Annotated in this window: 18 protein-coding genes and 1 tRNA gene; 6 read left to right on the forward strand and 13 right to left on the reverse strand. The window is 45.8% G+C overall.

Annotated features, from left to right (window positions below; translation table 11 throughout):
• Window positions 1-275: 275 nt before the first annotated feature.
• Window positions 276-944 carry a hypothetical protein gene (locus HJV72_RS09345; protein WP_208070479.1) on the reverse strand — a complete coding sequence of 223 codons (669 nt, stop codon included), beginning with the start codon at window positions 942-944 and terminating at the stop codon, window positions 276-278.
• A gap of 91 nt (window positions 945-1,035) precedes the next feature.
• Between HJV72_RS09345 and HJV72_RS09350 the strand changes: the two genes are divergently transcribed.
• Window positions 1,036-1,260: a helix-turn-helix domain-containing protein gene (locus HJV72_RS09350; RefSeq protein ID WP_066571427.1), complete on the forward strand. Its 225-nt coding sequence runs from the start codon at window positions 1,036-1,038 to the stop codon at window positions 1,258-1,260.
• A 291-nt stretch (window positions 1,261-1,551) separates the two neighbouring features.
• Here HJV72_RS09350 and HJV72_RS09355 read toward each other — a convergent pair whose 3' ends face one another.
• From HJV72_RS09355 to HJV72_RS09375, 5 genes are all read right to left on the reverse strand, one after another.
• A complete protein-coding gene (locus HJV72_RS09355; protein ID WP_208070481.1) occupies window positions 1,552-2,241 on the reverse strand; it encodes a P-II family nitrogen regulator in 690 nt (229 codons plus the stop codon).
• 11 nt (window positions 2,242-2,252) lie between these two features.
• Window positions 2,253-3,857, reverse strand: coding sequence for a DUF1538 domain-containing protein (locus HJV72_RS09360; protein ID WP_442899297.1), 1,605 nt, complete (start codon window positions 3,855-3,857; stop codon window positions 2,253-2,255).
• A gap of 256 nt (window positions 3,858-4,113) precedes the next feature.
• Window positions 4,114-4,806 carry an HAAS signaling domain-containing protein gene (locus tag HJV72_RS09365; protein WP_117772172.1) on the reverse strand — a complete coding sequence of 231 codons (693 nt, stop codon included), beginning with the start codon at window positions 4,804-4,806 and terminating at the stop codon, window positions 4,114-4,116.
• Window positions 4,806-5,147, reverse strand: a complete 342-nt coding sequence (locus HJV72_RS09370; RefSeq protein WP_066571412.1) for a PadR family transcriptional regulator — start codon at window positions 5,145-5,147, stop codon at window positions 4,806-4,808. The genes HJV72_RS09365 and HJV72_RS09370 overlap by 1 nt, the downstream gene beginning before the upstream one ends.
• A 91-nt stretch (window positions 5,148-5,238) precedes the next feature.
• The gene (locus HJV72_RS09375; RefSeq protein WP_208070483.1) at window positions 5,239-6,156 is read right to left on the reverse strand and encodes a ComEC/Rec2 family competence protein; all 918 of its coding nucleotides are present in this window, start codon (window positions 6,154-6,156) and stop codon (window positions 5,239-5,241) included.
• 116 nt (window positions 6,157-6,272) lie between these two features.
• Between HJV72_RS09375 and HJV72_RS09380 the strand changes: the two genes are divergently transcribed.
• Window positions 6,273-6,357 (forward strand) — tRNA-Ser (locus HJV72_RS09380).
• A gap of 63 nt (window positions 6,358-6,420) precedes the next feature.
• Here HJV72_RS09380 and HJV72_RS09385 read toward each other — a convergent pair.
• Both HJV72_RS09385 and HJV72_RS09390 read right to left on the reverse strand, forming a co-directional pair.
• Window positions 6,421-6,873: a hypothetical protein gene (locus tag HJV72_RS09385; RefSeq protein WP_208070485.1), complete on the reverse strand. Its 453-nt coding sequence runs from the start codon at window positions 6,871-6,873 to the stop codon at window positions 6,421-6,423.
• Window positions 6,851-7,042, reverse strand: coding sequence for a hypothetical protein (locus HJV72_RS09390; protein WP_208070487.1), 192 nt, complete (start codon window positions 7,040-7,042; stop codon window positions 6,851-6,853). Before HJV72_RS09390 ends, HJV72_RS09385 begins: the two co-directional genes overlap by 23 nt.
• 86 nt (window positions 7,043-7,128) lie before the next feature.
• On the opposite strand from HJV72_RS09390, the gene HJV72_RS09395 reads away from it, so the two are divergent.
• The 3 genes from HJV72_RS09395 to HJV72_RS09405 all read left to right on the forward strand — a co-directional run bounded on the left by HJV72_RS09395 (window position 7,129) and on the right by HJV72_RS09405 (window position 8,655).
• Window positions 7,129-7,464: a sporulation initiation factor Spo0A C-terminal domain-containing protein gene (locus HJV72_RS09395; RefSeq protein ID WP_208070489.1), complete on the forward strand. Its 336-nt coding sequence runs from the start codon at window positions 7,129-7,131 to the stop codon at window positions 7,462-7,464.
• A 330-nt stretch (window positions 7,465-7,794) separates the two neighbouring features.
• A complete protein-coding gene (locus HJV72_RS09400; protein WP_208070491.1) occupies window positions 7,795-8,121 on the forward strand; it encodes a helix-turn-helix domain-containing protein in 327 nt (108 codons plus the stop codon).
• 57 nt (window positions 8,122-8,178) lie between these two features.
• Entirely contained in the window at window positions 8,179-8,655 is a 477-nt protein-coding gene (locus HJV72_RS09405; RefSeq protein WP_208070493.1) for an ImmA/IrrE family metallo-endopeptidase, read from the forward strand.
• Window positions 8,656-8,944: 289 nt separating this feature from the next.
• On the opposite strand, the gene HJV72_RS09410 is transcribed toward HJV72_RS09405, so the two are convergent.
• The 4 genes from HJV72_RS09410 to HJV72_RS09425 form a co-directional block, all read right to left on the reverse strand.
• On the reverse strand, window positions 8,945-10,213 hold the full coding sequence (locus HJV72_RS09410) for an amidohydrolase family protein (protein ID WP_208070495.1): 1,269 nt from the start codon (window positions 10,211-10,213) through the stop codon (window positions 8,945-8,947).
• Between the two features lie 27 nt (window positions 10,214-10,240).
• The gene (locus tag HJV72_RS09415) at window positions 10,241-10,921 is read right to left on the reverse strand and encodes a hypothetical protein (protein ID WP_208070497.1); all 681 of its coding nucleotides are present in this window, start codon (window positions 10,919-10,921) and stop codon (window positions 10,241-10,243) included.
• A 17-nt stretch (window positions 10,922-10,938) separates the two neighbouring features.
• Window positions 10,939-11,643 (reverse strand): DUF5058 family protein, encoded by a 705-nt coding sequence (locus tag HJV72_RS09420; RefSeq protein WP_066571388.1) that lies wholly within the window; start codon window positions 11,641-11,643, stop codon window positions 10,939-10,941.
• A gap of 259 nt (window positions 11,644-11,902) precedes the next feature.
• On the reverse strand, window positions 11,903-12,496 hold the full coding sequence (locus HJV72_RS09425; protein WP_208070499.1) for a TetR/AcrR family transcriptional regulator: 594 nt from the start codon (window positions 12,494-12,496) through the stop codon (window positions 11,903-11,905).
• A gap of 176 nt (window positions 12,497-12,672) precedes the next feature.
• Between HJV72_RS09425 and HJV72_RS09430 the strand changes: the two genes are divergently transcribed.
• Window positions 12,673-13,134 carry an Lrp/AsnC family transcriptional regulator gene (locus tag HJV72_RS09430; RefSeq protein ID WP_208070501.1) on the forward strand — a complete coding sequence of 154 codons (462 nt, stop codon included), beginning with the start codon at window positions 12,673-12,675 and terminating at the stop codon, window positions 13,132-13,134.
• 9 nt (window positions 13,135-13,143) lie between these two features.
• On the opposite strand, the gene HJV72_RS09435 is transcribed toward HJV72_RS09430, so the two are convergent.
• Window positions 13,144-14,025, reverse strand: coding sequence for a DUF4392 domain-containing protein (locus HJV72_RS09435; protein WP_208070504.1), 882 nt, complete (start codon window positions 14,023-14,025; stop codon window positions 13,144-13,146).
• Window positions 14,026-14,037 lie beyond the last annotated feature (12 nt).

A 14,037-nucleotide genomic window follows, 5' to 3' on the forward strand; every position in this document is an offset into this window, starting at 1 on the left:
ACTGCATTTTTTTTAACTGGATACGCTGACGCTTCAACGCTTTGTATACACTATCCTGCATCAGAATTTTTCGTATACTATTCTTCGTTTTCGGTGTTTGATATTTAAAAGTATAAACAAGAGGACTTGCAAGGCTGTGACCTTTCAAGTCCTCTTATACATCATGGTGGTACTGGTTGCGTCCGTTCCGTAAAGGAATGCCCTACGGCATCTCGGCTTCGCCTTATTTCTTTATCTCATTAGGAAAACACCTCATATTTTTAAAAAATCAAACTTTATTTTTCTATCAGTCCCTCATCATCTATTTCATTTAATATAATTTGAGTATTATCTGCAAAATTATTCTTAGTAATTAAATAAGACTCACCTCTAACATTTTCAAATCCGCAAAATTGATTAGACAAAATTGTTTCTCCCTCTATTATCCTCCCAATATTAAAACGATTACTAAGTGTTCCCTCTCCAATTCGAATAATTTCTTCTTGAATTTTATTACCAGTAGAGTCTCTACGATACTCAATATCTACCTTTTCATTTATAGGTTCTACCTTCTCTGCCACATATTTAATAATTTCGTCATCTGTCATTTTATCAAGTTCTTCAAAAGTAGGTTGCCAATGTGCCTTTCCATCACCATAATAAAATCTATATGTTGTCACATTACCTTCTTCTACAATATAAATAGCCTCTACATCTTCATTATATGCCATTTCATGAGTATAATACCAGAGTCGCTTTTCACTTTTATTGAATAACTCTGAAACTTTTATTTCTGATTTTTCCTTATTATTATTGCTCCCCTTTTTTCTACTTTCAGTAATACTTCCTTTGTCTTTTGCACTAAACTCATTTCCCGCTTTTTTAGTATTGCACCCCGAAATCGCTATCATCAAACCTGTAAATAAGATTATCACGGCTGAAATATATACTCTCTTTTTTTTCATAGTGCTTCCTCCTCTTTTATTGTGTAACTATATAGTAGCATTTTCATCTTTTGAATGCAACTGAATGGTAGTATTTTTTTGAGGTGAGACAATGAAATTTTTTCGATTAGAAAACTTAAGAATAGATAATGATTTAACTCAAGCTGAAATTGCGATATATCTTGGATGCCAACGTGAAGTATACAGACGTTATGAAAAAGGCACAAGGCAAATTCCTGTTGATTTTCTAATTAAGCTGTCAGAATTATATAATGTAAGCATTGATTATTTAGTAGGCATTACAAATGAAAAAAAGCCTTATCCTAAAATTATGTGATGTATAAGCTAATCAAAATTCATACATATTGCCATTCCTTTTTTGTTCCGGTCAAATTTTGGTCAAATCAGGAGAAATAAATATAATAGCTTATGTGTTGATTGAATTCATAAGAGCCCGGATTTCCGGGCTTTGTAGCATATTATAATACGACATAAACCAGTTCGATAGTCCCTCATTCCTTTAGATAACTATAAAAATAACGAAACCCGTTAGCCATATGGTTAACGGGTTTTCGCTGTGCAATTATATTTTCAAAAGATACACTCGTTCCATTCTGTGTCAGCATCGCTAATCCCCAATCTCGTCTTCTCTCATCCGGAGCCCTGCCGTACTTGTAACCGGAAGAGAAAATACAATCGCCTTCTCTTTGCTTTCAAGTCCTGCCTTCTCCATAACCGCCTTCATAATCTGATTCTTATCTTTTGTCTTCGTGACAATCAATATGATTTCTTTCTCCGCTGCCAGAGACACGCCCAAAAACTTTTCCGCACTATCCATGCCGGTCCCTTTTGCGTGGATTACCGTACCCCCGCCGGCATTCGCGCTTCGCGCCGCATCCATGACGGTATCAATGCATCCCTGGTTCGCGATAATCACCAGCAGTTCATAATCCGTTTCTCTCAATATCGTCTCCTCCTCTTTTTCATACTCATGGTTCTGAATCAAATATTGAAGCACCTTTTTGCCGCCGACGCTGCTGAGCGGAATGATAAATGCAATCCCCGTTCCCGGCACGTCGATCTGCATATTGATGATCAGGCCTCGTTTCAGCTTTCTCCACATCTCTTCCGTGACTATAGAAAAAGAAATCATCTTCTCAGATGCCTCCAGGCCGAAATAGTCCAGAACGGCACTGTTTGCAGTCCCCCTGCCGAGCGTGCCGAAGACGACCATATGGTCATTCTCCTTATAAAACTCCTGGAATTTATGTTTCATGGCGCGGTTCGTTATCGCAACCATCATATAAAGCTTACTCATCGTGTCCTCCTTTACAGCTCAATTATGTCGCTGTCATCAAACGCCTCCAAAGGGATAACAGGTATCGTCTCTTCCGCAGTATCTGCAGCTGCGGTTCTCTTCTCCTGCAGCTGATAGACGAAGCCGAGGATCTGGATCGTAATCAGGGGCGTCATGGCAACCATGGCAACGACGCCAAATGCGTCTGTCACGATATCCCCTCCTGCGGCCTCACACGCTCCCACTGCAAATGGCAGCAGAAAGGTGGCGGTCATCGGCCCGGATGCTACCCCGCCAGAGTCAAACGCAATGGCTGTAAATATCTTCGGAACGAAAAATGACAATACGATAGCCACCACATATCCCGGTATCAGGAACCAGAGTATCGATATCCCTGTCAGCACCCTGACCATGGCAAGCCCCAGTGATACGGCCACTCCTATGGACAGGCTGTATCCCATCGCCCGGCCGGATATGGCGCCCGATGTCAGCTCCTCTACCTGCTCCATCAGCACATAGACAGCGGGCTCGGCCTTGACGATAAAGTATCCGATCACCATTCCTATCGGGATGATGATCCATCGGTATGGCAGGCCTGCTATGATCTGACCGAGATAATTGCCGGCGGGCATAAATCCTATATTGACTCCTGTGAGAAACAGGAAGAGCCCGATATACGTAAAGACGATTCCTATTGATATCTTCAACAGCGTCTTTTTCTTAAGATGAAGAGAAATAATCTGGAAAAACACAAAAAACAGGACGATAGGCAGCAGTGAAACCAGCATCTCTTTCATGTAATGTGGAAGCCCGGATGAAAACAGGCGCCACATCTCCACGGAATTGTCGGCATCAGGAATCGAGGTCTGCGTATATGAATTACCGGTCGGATTATATATCATGCCGAGAATAAGGACTGCCAGGATGGGACCTACGGAGCAGAGCGCAACGAGGCCAAAGCTGTCATTTTCCGCGTGCTTGTCACTACGTACCGCCGAAAAACCGATACCAAGCGCCATAATGAACGGTACGGTCATGGGCCCCGTCGTGACCCCGCCGGAGTCAAACGCGACTGCCAGGAAGTCATCCGGCACAAAATATGCCAGTACGAATACCGCAGGATACAGCACGATGAGCATATATGACAGCGGAATCCCAAACAGCATCCTCAGCACCGCCACGACCAGGAAGATGCCGACGCCTGCTGCTACCGCCACGATAAGCGTATAGTTCGGTATGGACGGTACCTGCTCCGCAAGCACCTGGAGGTCCGGTTCAGACACCGTAATGATAAACCCAAGGATAAAGCAGAGCAGTACCACGATCCCCACCTTCTTCGTCTGGGTCATCCTCGTGCCAATGCGCTCCCCCATCGGTGTCATGGCCATCTCCGCACCGAGCGTAAAGAACATCATCCCTAATATCAGAAGCACGGCCCCAATAATAAAAGCCATCAGGATGCTGGTAGGAATCGGCGCAATCGTAAAGCACAAGAAAAGCACGATTCCGATAATCGGCAATACAGCTCCCAATGACTCTTTTAATTTTTCATATAACTTTGTTTGGTGTACCCGCAATGTGCACCCTCGCCTTTCGTAGTAGATTTGGTATGTCTTGATTATAACACAAATCCACATTCCTGAAAAGTAAAGACATTATTAAGAAGCGCTTAAGAAACTTTCCATTTCTTTTAGGAATCTATCATACTTTAGACATAATTACCATTTATACTAAGAGTCAGATAGTTGAACAACACACAACTATCTCCCCCCTCATAAAGTAACGCGCCAGGCTTACTGGAGCCGCACTTTACTCTCATTCCTTTAGATAACTATAACGACAACGAAACCCGCGGGCCGCAAGGCCAGCGGGTTTTCGCTGTCCACACCAGTTCTATTTCTTTCTGCGTATGCTGAGCGCCAGTGTAATCAGTGGAATGAGCGCAAGCAGGATGAGGAGAATATTTTTCCCGTTTAACATCATTTCAATATACCCGTACGGCCCCTGTCCCTCAGCCATACCAATCGGAATGTGTGCGGCAAAACCTGATATGAGGCAGAGCGTTCCGGCAAGAGAGCATAGAAGCGCTCCTCTGTTCCTGCCATATGAAACTGACCTGGAAGTAAGATAATACAGGGCAAGCAGCCCCAGTACAGCCGCCAGCCCCCAAAGAATATCCGCAAAAGGATTTATAATCCTACCTGCCAGAAATACGGAGGTATTGCCGTCTGCATTTCCGATTATAGCAATTCCGTTGTCTAATTTCCGCATCATGCTGCATGTACAGATAAACTCAATGACGAACGCCAGCAAGGCCAGTGCTGCCGCCACAAGGAATATCTTATGGAATCTCCATGGCGTGGCTGCCTTGCCGCCCTCCAGCTCCTCATTAAAAGACGCTGCCGTCTCGCCGGGATCCCCCATCTCTTTTATCACCTCATCCACATCCTTGCCTGCTTCTATCCGCAGATAAAAGTCTGTACGCAAATCGCTTTCTACTCTTTTTTTCATATCATGGGGAATTACCAGATGCCTGCTGATTTCCCGGATATACTGTTCAATCTTCTCTTCTGCCTGATTGCCCATCACTTTTCCTCCCTGCATATGCATTTCACGCAATCTATAAACTCATTCCACTGGCTCCAGTATTGTGCATAGGTTCTACGGCCTTTATCAGTGACCGTATAATATTTTTTCGGTGCGCTTCTCCCTTCCCCGTCCTGCCACGCGGAACAGATATGACCCCCGTCTTCCAGCCGGTAAAGCACGGGATACAGCGTCCCTTCTTTCAAACGGAAGAATTCACCTCCTCTGTGCTCCAACTCCTGAAGTATCTCGTAACCATATGTGTCTTTCTCGACAATCAGCTTTAGTACCGTCATGTCAAGAACGCCTTTCTTCATCTGCTGTACAAACTTTTCCGACATATCCCTCACCATTCCTATGCATTTAGTATTGCTAAGTATATTGTAAAACCATACTTATCTAATGTCAATACTGATTTCTCTTAATTCCCGGCTATTTTTCACTTTTCCAGCTTATGTTCTCCCCATCGCTGACGGCAGTGACCGTACCAAGCTGATCCGTCCTGTATATCTGTACATCGGCATCCTCCAGCCTGCTTATCACTTCCGCGTGCGGATGTCCGTATCGATTGTTCCTTCCACAGCTTATGACTGCCCATGTCGGATCTGTATCTTCCAGAAAAGCTTCCGATGTCGCCGTACTGCTCCCATGATGTCCGCATTTGAGCACATCACACTCCAGGCTGCTGCCAAAAGACTCAATCATAGCTTCTTCGGAAGGTATCTCCGCGTCTCCGCACATGACGAACGATTTTTGTCCATGTGTCAGCTTGATTCCTACCGATGACGCATTCATATCATTCTCCTTTACGTCCTCAGGGCATAATATCTCAAAGGAAGCCTCTCCTAGCTCATAGGTCTGCCCGACTTCCGGGTAGATGACCCCGATATCCATGGCCTCGATATCGTCCTCCACCTCTTCGTACGTCTTCGTGTCATTTGTGATATCCGGCATGATGACCTGCCTGACCTCCACACGCTCCATCACGCCGTCTGCCCCGCCTATATGGTCTGCGTCGGGATGTGTAAGCATCAGATAATCCAGCCTTTCGATTCCCTGCTCTTCCAGATATGCGGCCACCTTGCTTCCCTGCCCGTTATTGCCGGCATCAATCACCATACTGTGCCCAGATTCCTGGATAATCGTACAGTCGCCCTGGCCTACGTCCAGAAAAGTGACTTTCATCTCCCCCGCCACATCTTGCACGTCCCTGTCAGAAGTTCCCGTGCCTGCAGCCGGTTGAAACAGGAAGGATACTGCCTGGCAGCCCGACAGCAGCAGGGCCAGGCAGAGTATCAGCCCGATGTTCCTTACATTCTTCAATCTCTTTCCCCGTATCTGCGTACCCATGATAATCTCCCCTTCTTTTCAAACTATTTCTCACAGATTATCACAGGCGCACTTTTTTTTCAACTTACTTGAATATCACTCTTTAAAACCACACCTGCCTGTGCTATAATAGGAATGCAGCAGTGGCCGAGTGGTCGAAGGCGTCAGTTTCGAAAGCTGAAGAGCCGAAAGGCTCCGGGGGTTCGAATCCCTTCTGCTGCGTTTTTTATTGCCGGTTCTGCCATCGCTTTTGTACGTTCTCTCTGGCCGTTAAATCTTTTCATGTCAGCAGGCTGCCAGAAATCTTTGTATTCTTTTCTTTACATTTTCATCCGTATAGGCAATGCTCCTTCTCGGGAACATCTGGTTCATCTCATCCGCAACCTTTATATAAGAAAAATCTTCTATATAATAAAGTCTGAACATAATACGCATCTCACTCTTTGCGATGGCTTCTATAAATCTTTCAACTTCCAGCGTCCTATCCAGGAACTCTACTTCACGGCATTCTAGTAACAGCACCAGCTCCATCATCTTCTCCTGCTTCTTATGAAACAGTGATGGAGGATACCCGGTTACCCTTACGCTGCCGCGTCCTTTCCAACCTTTCACCCCTTTACCATCATCGCATGCCGCGGATGCTTTTTTCATCTCGTGCTTTAAGCTGCTTATTCTGCGGCGCAGATCCCTTACCTCTGCTTTCATGGCCGCATATTCATTCAGAAGGTAGTTGTCCAATATCACTCATCTCCTTGCTTTTCATATATCCGTCAACCGTATAGCTTTCATAAGCCTTATGTACGAACTGTCTGGCAGCTGCCGCGTCAGGACGTCCGGCGGACAGCGCCCTGAGACGGTCCTCTTTATCCATCCTGCATACAGTTCTGGTTCTTCTTTGTCTGTTCAATTTATCATCTCCTCTTTTTTTGATTTTCAATCTGCTTTCTTTTGTTTACAATTGGGTAGTAGGGTCGGGTAGAACAGGAGGCATTTATGGATAGAACGAGAGCTCTTTTACTGGACTTGGGGATACGCTCTACGTTAAGAGGTTTTCATTTCCTGTTGTATGCCTTAAAGCTCTGCTTGCAAAATGAAGACTATCTTCTATCTGTCTACAAAGACCTGTATGTTGATGTGGCTATAAAGTTCGGTACTACCAGGGACAATGTAGGGCACTGTATCCGCACTGCCGTTTCCAGCTGCTGGTATAAGGGCAACCGGAATCTGCTCAACAGAATCACTGGGTACGAGCTTAAGCACAAACCGGCAAACGGGGAATTCATCGACATCCTCTACAACTATTTAACCAGGGAAGGAGGGCCTGCTTAGCAGGCTCTTCTCCATTCCCGGTTCATTTTTTATTTTTAAAATCTTTATAGATACTTCATCTTGGCATCACAATTCTGTCACATTTCAGCTTTATATTAGTAAGCAAACAAGCGGCAGCGCTTTTCATATAGATTTTCTTTTTCATAACTTTTCCTTCTGCCAGAGCTGAACGCTCTGGCTTTTTGATTCTGTTTCTTCCGTGCACGTTTTGTGCTCACTTATAAAGTACACGTTTTGTGCTCGTTTGTCAAGCACATTTTGTGAACTTTTTGTTTACTTTTAAGCACGTTTCGTGTATAATACAGTTATATCAAGAAAGGAAGTGGACCGATGGCTGATTTTGGGAATGTATTACGTCTGTTAAGAAATGAAAGAGGGATATCACAGCAGGAACTTGCCCGGTTGCTCGGTATATCTAAGAGTGCTGTCAATATGTATGAACGAGGGGAGCGTCAGCCTAATTTTGAAACTTTGGAATTGATTGCTGATTTTTTCAATGTAGACACCGATTATCTGCTCGGCAGAACCAATACGGCCCATATTGCATACCCGGATACGGTTGCCGCCCATTTTGACACAGATGACCTGACAGAGGAAGAAAAAAAAGACGTAGAAAATTATATCGAATTTATCAGAGCCAAAAGAAACCGAACGTAAGAAAAGTCCTGTTTATGACACAACAGGCAGCTTATACTGGTAACAGGAGTTGATCAAATGAACAGATACGAAGAATTATTAGGCGAAGCTGCAGCCGAGGGGATATCCATAGATGAGAACTATCCTTTTAGCGGGAAGACTTGTGGCCTGTATGTAGATAATAATATTGCACTCTCGTCAAGCCTGAACACGACAGAAGAAAAAGCCTGCGTCCTCGCCGAGGAACTTGGGCATCATCACACGTCCATCGGCAACATCGTGGACCTTACGTCATCCGGCAACCGGAAGCAGGAGCGGCAGGCACGGGTATGGGCATACAATAAGCAAATCGGTCTCGAGGGTCTTATCCGTGCCTATGAGCACAGATGCACCGACCGGCATGAGACCGCCCGTTATCTGGAGGTTACGGAAGAATTCCTGCAGGAGGCGCTGGATTACTACTGCGGCAAATATGGCACCGGCACTATCGCTGACGGCTATTATATAATGTTTATCCCGAACCTGATGATCGGGAAGATTGATTTCTCGCTGTAGACGGCCCGTTTCATTTCCTTAACCATATGACCACCAACAGATTCTAAATTAATAATCGCTTAAGAATTTTTCGCTTTCTTTTATATTTTAAACATATTTTGGACACAATTTTACTTTATACTAAGAGTCAGATAGTTGAACAACACACAACTATCTCCCCCCTCATAAAGTAAACGCACCGGGGAATATCATTTCCCCGGTGTCGTACTTTACTCTCATTCCTTTAAATAACTATAACAACAACGGAACCCGTTAACCATATGGCTAACGGGTTCCGCCTTTTCATCTGTTATATTTCCTCGCATCGTTCCGTCGGGTAGATTATTCCTTCTTTCATGACAAAAGCACAATCGAGCAGGGCGTACGGATCTGTCATCAGATCTCGTTTCCAGGCGGCAATATCCGCATACTTGCCAGGCTGCAGCGTTCCAATCTTATCCTCAAGCTGCAGGATTTCCGAATTGACCTTCGTAGCCGCGTGCAGTGTTCGGAACGTCCCCATGCCGCTTTCCATCCATGCTTTGAATTCATATCCGCTGTCATAGTTCTGGTGGGTGGCCACCATATCGGTTCCATATCCGAGCTTGCATTTGCAGTTCCTGATAACCTCACGTCCGGCCTGAAGCGCATCTTTATAATATTCCAGCTTAATTCTGTACTCCTCCTGCTTGGTCTGTATGAGCACCGGATCGTAGTGGACCGCCTCTTCATATGGGCAGAATGTAGGCACGACATAGACGTCATTATCGATGATAAGCTGTGCCGTCTCTTCATCCATCAGAGAACAATGTTCCATACCGTCGATGCCAAAGCCTACCAGCTTCTTCATATGGTCTACGCTGTAGACGTGGGCCGTCACCGTCTTGCCCCATTCATGGGCCGTGTTCATGACCGCCTGCAGCTCCTCGTCATTCATCTGCAGCTGAGACGGATTATCGTAGGGGGTAAAGAACCCGCCGGTCGCCATAATCTTAATAAAATCCGCTCCGTACTTGATCTCTTCACGGACAGCATTGACGAAGAAGTCCTTGCCGGCACCAAGCGTAGGACGCAGGTTCTGCAGCATCATGGACAGCTCCGGATTCCTGGCAAAGCCCTGGGACAGGTCCCCATGACTCCCGGCGCCACACAGGAATCTTGGTGCAGCCACGATACGTGAACCGGTGATGTAGCCTTTTTCGATTGCCCTTTTGACGTCCAATACCCCGAAGCCGTTGGATGTGATGCCGCCCGTATGGCGGATTGTCGTGAATCCGCGGGACAATGTCTTCTGTGCAGTACGGACGATTGCGATAGTCTTGGCTTCTTCGGACGTGGTATATACCTCTTCCCGTATCGTATGCCAGTCGATATAATCCATGTGCATATGTGCATCTATCATGCCGGGGGTAACCGTAGCGTCGGACAGATCCACAACCTCCGCCGATTCCGGGCATACGATGGCCGGGCCTACCTCCTCGATCTTATTATTCTTAACAAGAATCTTATATCCTTCTTTGAACTCATCTTCCAAACCGTCGTACAGCTTTCCACAAATAATATATGTAAGTCTATCCATAGTCTTCTCCTCTCTTACAGATGGCTTCTAAGCCTCTTTCTTTTCCTTATTCTTACCGCTTTTGTAGTCCGTCACATAGATGAGAACTGATATGGCAATGGCAATCAGCATGTAATATGCACTGTTTACCGCCGTAAAATAACAGAAGAACAGGCAGACGGCGAGAGGGGCGAGAAAATACAGAAACTGCTTCTTCCCTTTCAGTATCGTCTGCGCTACAAGCCCGCCGAACAGCGCCGGGACAACGTAATCAAATGCCGGCTGGATCACCGGCGAACTGAGAACCGGCGCGAGCGGGGCCGCTATCACTACCCCAAGAGCCACTATGACTACCGTAGTAATAATAGAAGCTCCGCAGGCAATGACCGCCATCGTGTGGCATTCATCGGTATTGGGCTTAATGCCCAATGAATTGATCGTACCAATCGTGGCCGGCATCCTCAGGTTCGTCACATTTCCTGTAATATATGACATATAAAGCGCTCCAGGACCCATGACAGACATATAGCCTATCGTCTCCGCAGGCCAGTATGGTGCCATAAAAAGTATCACCGCTATGAACCCCGGCCAGAGCAGCTTAAAATCAGGCCATAAGCCATACACCGCGCTGACTGCTATGGGAAATGCCGTCATAGCCACAAATAAAAACAGGCTTGACGCGATTCCGAACCGATGTACCCAACTGTGGTAACCACCTTTCTGCTTCATGGACAAACACTTCCTTTCTAAAATATAAAGCAGGCCGCCGCCATAGCGACGAGCATGCTGATTGTCATCAGGTAATCGGACAGCCACTTAGATTTCGGCCTCTTGTTATGTATATATACGAGCAATGCACCGACTGCAAAGCTGATACAGAATACGACCCCTTTCGTAGACATCGCACTGAACCCATATGATACGGATACATAAGCCATGACTCCGGCAAGGCATCCGCTCCCTATGGACAGGACCAGCTTCATATCAACCTTTTCCGCTTTCTCATATATCATCGATATCGGCTTGATCGCCAGCGATGACCAGAGTACGCAGGCGCTTCCTCCGATTGTCATGACCCAGGCCGCGGCAACCCATCCGTCTACGCTGTACCCGTTTATCTGGAGCGTCTCTCCCACGCATTCAAGCGCCGTTGAAGCGGCATACGTCTCATAATAAGCAGAACCTATGATAGACAGCCTCAGCCACGGAAGTGGCGTGCCAAGCAGCGGCATCAGTGACAGCAGCACAAGCAGCACCGGCAGCGTAGGCATGATACTGATGGATATCCCAGTCGTCAGCCCCTTTTTTATCTGAGCTGGCTGAAGTCCCAGTTCGAGTGCATGCTTCCATGCCCTCTTCATAAAGATAAGGCACTGAAGTATGACAGCCAGCAGCAGGACGCCTACCCATAAAAACATCCAGACTGCATTACAGATCTCTGTGTAAAGCATATTCCTTCCTCCAATCACTCTAAAGAACACATTTTTAGAAACCGCGGTTTGTTATAGTTATAATAATAACAATATATTATTGCGATTGTCAACATAATTATCTTAATTATCAATTATTAATGTTTTATTTATCAGATTATAAATTTGAATTATGCTTTATTTACAGTCTTTATTAGCGTTATTTTTAGCGTATTCGCCCCGACCAGTTGCAGACCGCAGTTTGTATTTGGGCAAAAAAAGTGCCCTCCAGTGCACTTTCTTATCTGTCCGGTCTCATAAATTCTATATACAGATCAAAATTTCTCGTTCCATAATACCCGAGCGAAAAGCCCCCGTTCTGTACACACCAGTCCATGATAATCCCACGCTCGAGCAGCAGCACATGATGTGCCAGCTCTTCTACTGCCATATCCCGTCGTATCTCACCTTTCTCCTGGCCCTCCTCTATTATCTTACGTACAAGCCGGTTATAGTAACGGTCGGGATTGAGAAAACAGTCCTGCTTCTTTTTTACGAGCTGCGACTGGTACAGCGCTGCCAGAAGCTCTGCGGAGACATTGCCCTCTATAAAGTATGAGACATACTGGCTCAGCTGCTTCAGCTGTACGAGGCTGTCCAGACCCTTGTCCATATTCTCGTAAAATTTCTCATATTCCCTGTCAAAGAACGAATACAACGAATGCAGAAGCTCGTCCTTGGCCTTAAAGTAATAATAAAAACCGCCCTTCGATGTATTTGCCTTTTTTATAATGTCATTTATCGTCGTCTCTTCATATCCCTTTTCATAAAACAGTTCCCATGCAGCAGCCTTTATCTCTTCTTTCAGGCCTGTCTTTTCTCTCTCTCTGTTCATTGGTACTACCTCCGTAATCCCACTCTGTCTAAGGGATTTAAGTCTCAATGAGTATTATATCAGACTTTGGGGGAATTTTCAGCAGAACAATTTGCAGCGCACTGTCTCCTTTCTTTTTTCCAGAACCTGTGATAGAATATATTTGATTGCCGCACTAATCTGAAGGAGGCTGTTCCATGGATTCTCTTGATTACCAGATTCTCGAAAAACTAAAGAGCAATGCAAGGCAGCGTGCCTCTGAAATCAGCCGTGAAGTCCACCTTTCTGTCTCCACGGTCATCGACCGCATCCATAAGATGGAAGCGGCCGGCATCATCAAATCATATACGATCATAACGGATGACGCCAAGGTGGGGAATGATGTGACCGTGCTTATAGAAGTGAGTATGGAGCACCCGCAGTTCAATGACACATTTATTGAAAATGTGACAGTCAACCCGTATGTGATAGCATGTTATTACCTTACCGGTGAATTTGACTTTCTGCTGAAAGTCACCTGCAAGTCGTCGGAACATCTGGAAGAGATACACAAGTGGGTTAAAAGCCAGACAGGTGTCCGCCAGACAAGAACCCACTACGTGCTGAGCACGATTAAGAATATACATTCCTCCCTGCCCGCGAAGGAGGACGATGTTTAAAAGCAGGAATTATCCTGCTTTTCTTGCTTCTCCTGCATCTGCCGCTGATGCTGCAACGTCAAGGGATTCTAAGATTTCTCTTTCTACCTCCAGTGGAAATCCATCCACGCTGGCAGACTGCCGGCCTGTCACACCGTCCACGCTTCCCATATTCACAATTGTCTCAAGATATCTTTTTATCTCTTTGTATGAAGGGAGCAGCCTTACTTTCTTCATCTGCTGCATGTAAGCCTCCACGGCATAGGCGCCCCAGTTTGACACGGTGGATATCACGAGCGTATCTACCGTCACCTCACATGGAGCGAGCGACAGTTCCTCCTGTATCACTTCTTTCAGGTTGCCCATGCCTATCTCGTTTCCTCCGTCTCCAATGCCGAATGTCGGTATTTTATGCTCCATGGCCAGTTCAAACAGAAGATCGATTCTGGCGGTCCTGGATTTGATGCTGTCACCACGCATGTTGACATAATCGCTTTCTGTATTCCGTCCGCAGCGTTCAATAGAAATCATGCCTACGGGGTCATATTCTCTAATCAGTGATCCATACTCTTTCCATCCGTCCTTAATATCCATGTATGTGACATCCAGTCCTTCCATCTCAAAAAAGCCCCTGCAGAACATGTCTGTAATGATAATAGGGTGATAGCCTACCTTCCGAAGAGCGTTGGCCAGCGTCATCGTCCCGAGAGGGCCGTCTGTCTCCGCATGGCCATCCACATAAAATCCTGTTGTCAGCAGGATGTTCCCTTTCTTCAGCGTAAGCATCCTCTCTGCTGCCAGTCTGCAGAAGTTTTCATCCAGATGTTCACGCAGGATATGCATACCTCTTCTGGAATAGCGCAGTACGATATCCTCCACTGTCTCTGTTTTCTTCTTTGCCACAGTATCCATCACACATCCCTC

The organism is Extibacter sp. GGCC_0201, from assembly GCF_017566055.1.
Taxonomy (GTDB): Bacteria; Bacillota; Clostridia; order Lachnospirales; family Lachnospiraceae; genus Extibacter.

Excerpts from the sequence above, each read along its gene's own strand:
- HJV72_RS09345 (WP_208070479.1), bottom strand. The coding sequence starts at position 944 with ATGAAAAAAAAGAGAGTATATATTTCAGCCGTGATAATCTTATTTACA.
- HJV72_RS09350 (WP_066571427.1), top strand. The coding sequence starts at position 1,036 with ATGAAATTTTTTCGATTAGAAAACTTAAGAATAGATAATGATTTAACT.
- HJV72_RS09355 (WP_208070481.1), bottom strand. The coding sequence starts at position 2,241 with ATGAGTAAGCTTTATATGATGGTTGCGATAACGAACCGCGCCATGAAA.
- HJV72_RS09360 (WP_442899297.1), bottom strand. The coding sequence starts at position 3,857 with ATGTGGATTTGTGTTATAATCAAGACATACCAAATCTACTACGAAAGG.
- HJV72_RS09365 (WP_117772172.1), bottom strand. The coding sequence starts at position 4,806 with ATGGGCAATCAGGCAGAAGAGAAGATTGAACAGTATATCCGGGAAATC.
- HJV72_RS09370 (WP_066571412.1), bottom strand. The coding sequence starts at position 5,147 with ATGTCGGAAAAGTTTGTACAGCAGATGAAGAAAGGCGTTCTTGACATG.
- HJV72_RS09375 (WP_208070483.1), bottom strand. The coding sequence starts at position 6,156 with ATGGGTACGCAGATACGGGGAAAGAGATTGAAGAATGTAAGGAACATC.
- HJV72_RS09395 (WP_208070489.1), top strand. The coding sequence starts at position 7,129 with ATGGATAGAACGAGAGCTCTTTTACTGGACTTGGGGATACGCTCTACG.
- HJV72_RS09400 (WP_208070491.1), top strand. The coding sequence starts at position 7,795 with ATGGCTGATTTTGGGAATGTATTACGTCTGTTAAGAAATGAAAGAGGG.
- HJV72_RS09405 (WP_208070493.1), top strand. The coding sequence starts at position 8,179 with ATGAACAGATACGAAGAATTATTAGGCGAAGCTGCAGCCGAGGGGATA.
- HJV72_RS09410 (WP_208070495.1), bottom strand. The coding sequence starts at position 10,213 with ATGGATAGACTTACATATATTATTTGTGGAAAGCTGTACGACGGTTTG.
- HJV72_RS09415 (WP_208070497.1), bottom strand. The coding sequence starts at position 10,921 with ATGAAGCAGAAAGGTGGTTACCACAGTTGGGTACATCGGTTCGGAATC.
- HJV72_RS09420 (WP_066571388.1), bottom strand. The coding sequence starts at position 11,643 with ATGCTTTACACAGAGATCTGTAATGCAGTCTGGATGTTTTTATGGGTA.
- HJV72_RS09425 (WP_208070499.1), bottom strand. The coding sequence starts at position 12,496 with ATGAACAGAGAGAGAGAAAAGACAGGCCTGAAAGAAGAGATAAAGGCT.
- HJV72_RS09430 (WP_208070501.1), top strand. The coding sequence starts at position 12,673 with ATGGATTCTCTTGATTACCAGATTCTCGAAAAACTAAAGAGCAATGCA.
- HJV72_RS09435 (WP_208070504.1), bottom strand. The coding sequence starts at position 14,025 with ATGGATACTGTGGCAAAGAAGAAAACAGAGACAGTGGAGGATATCGTA.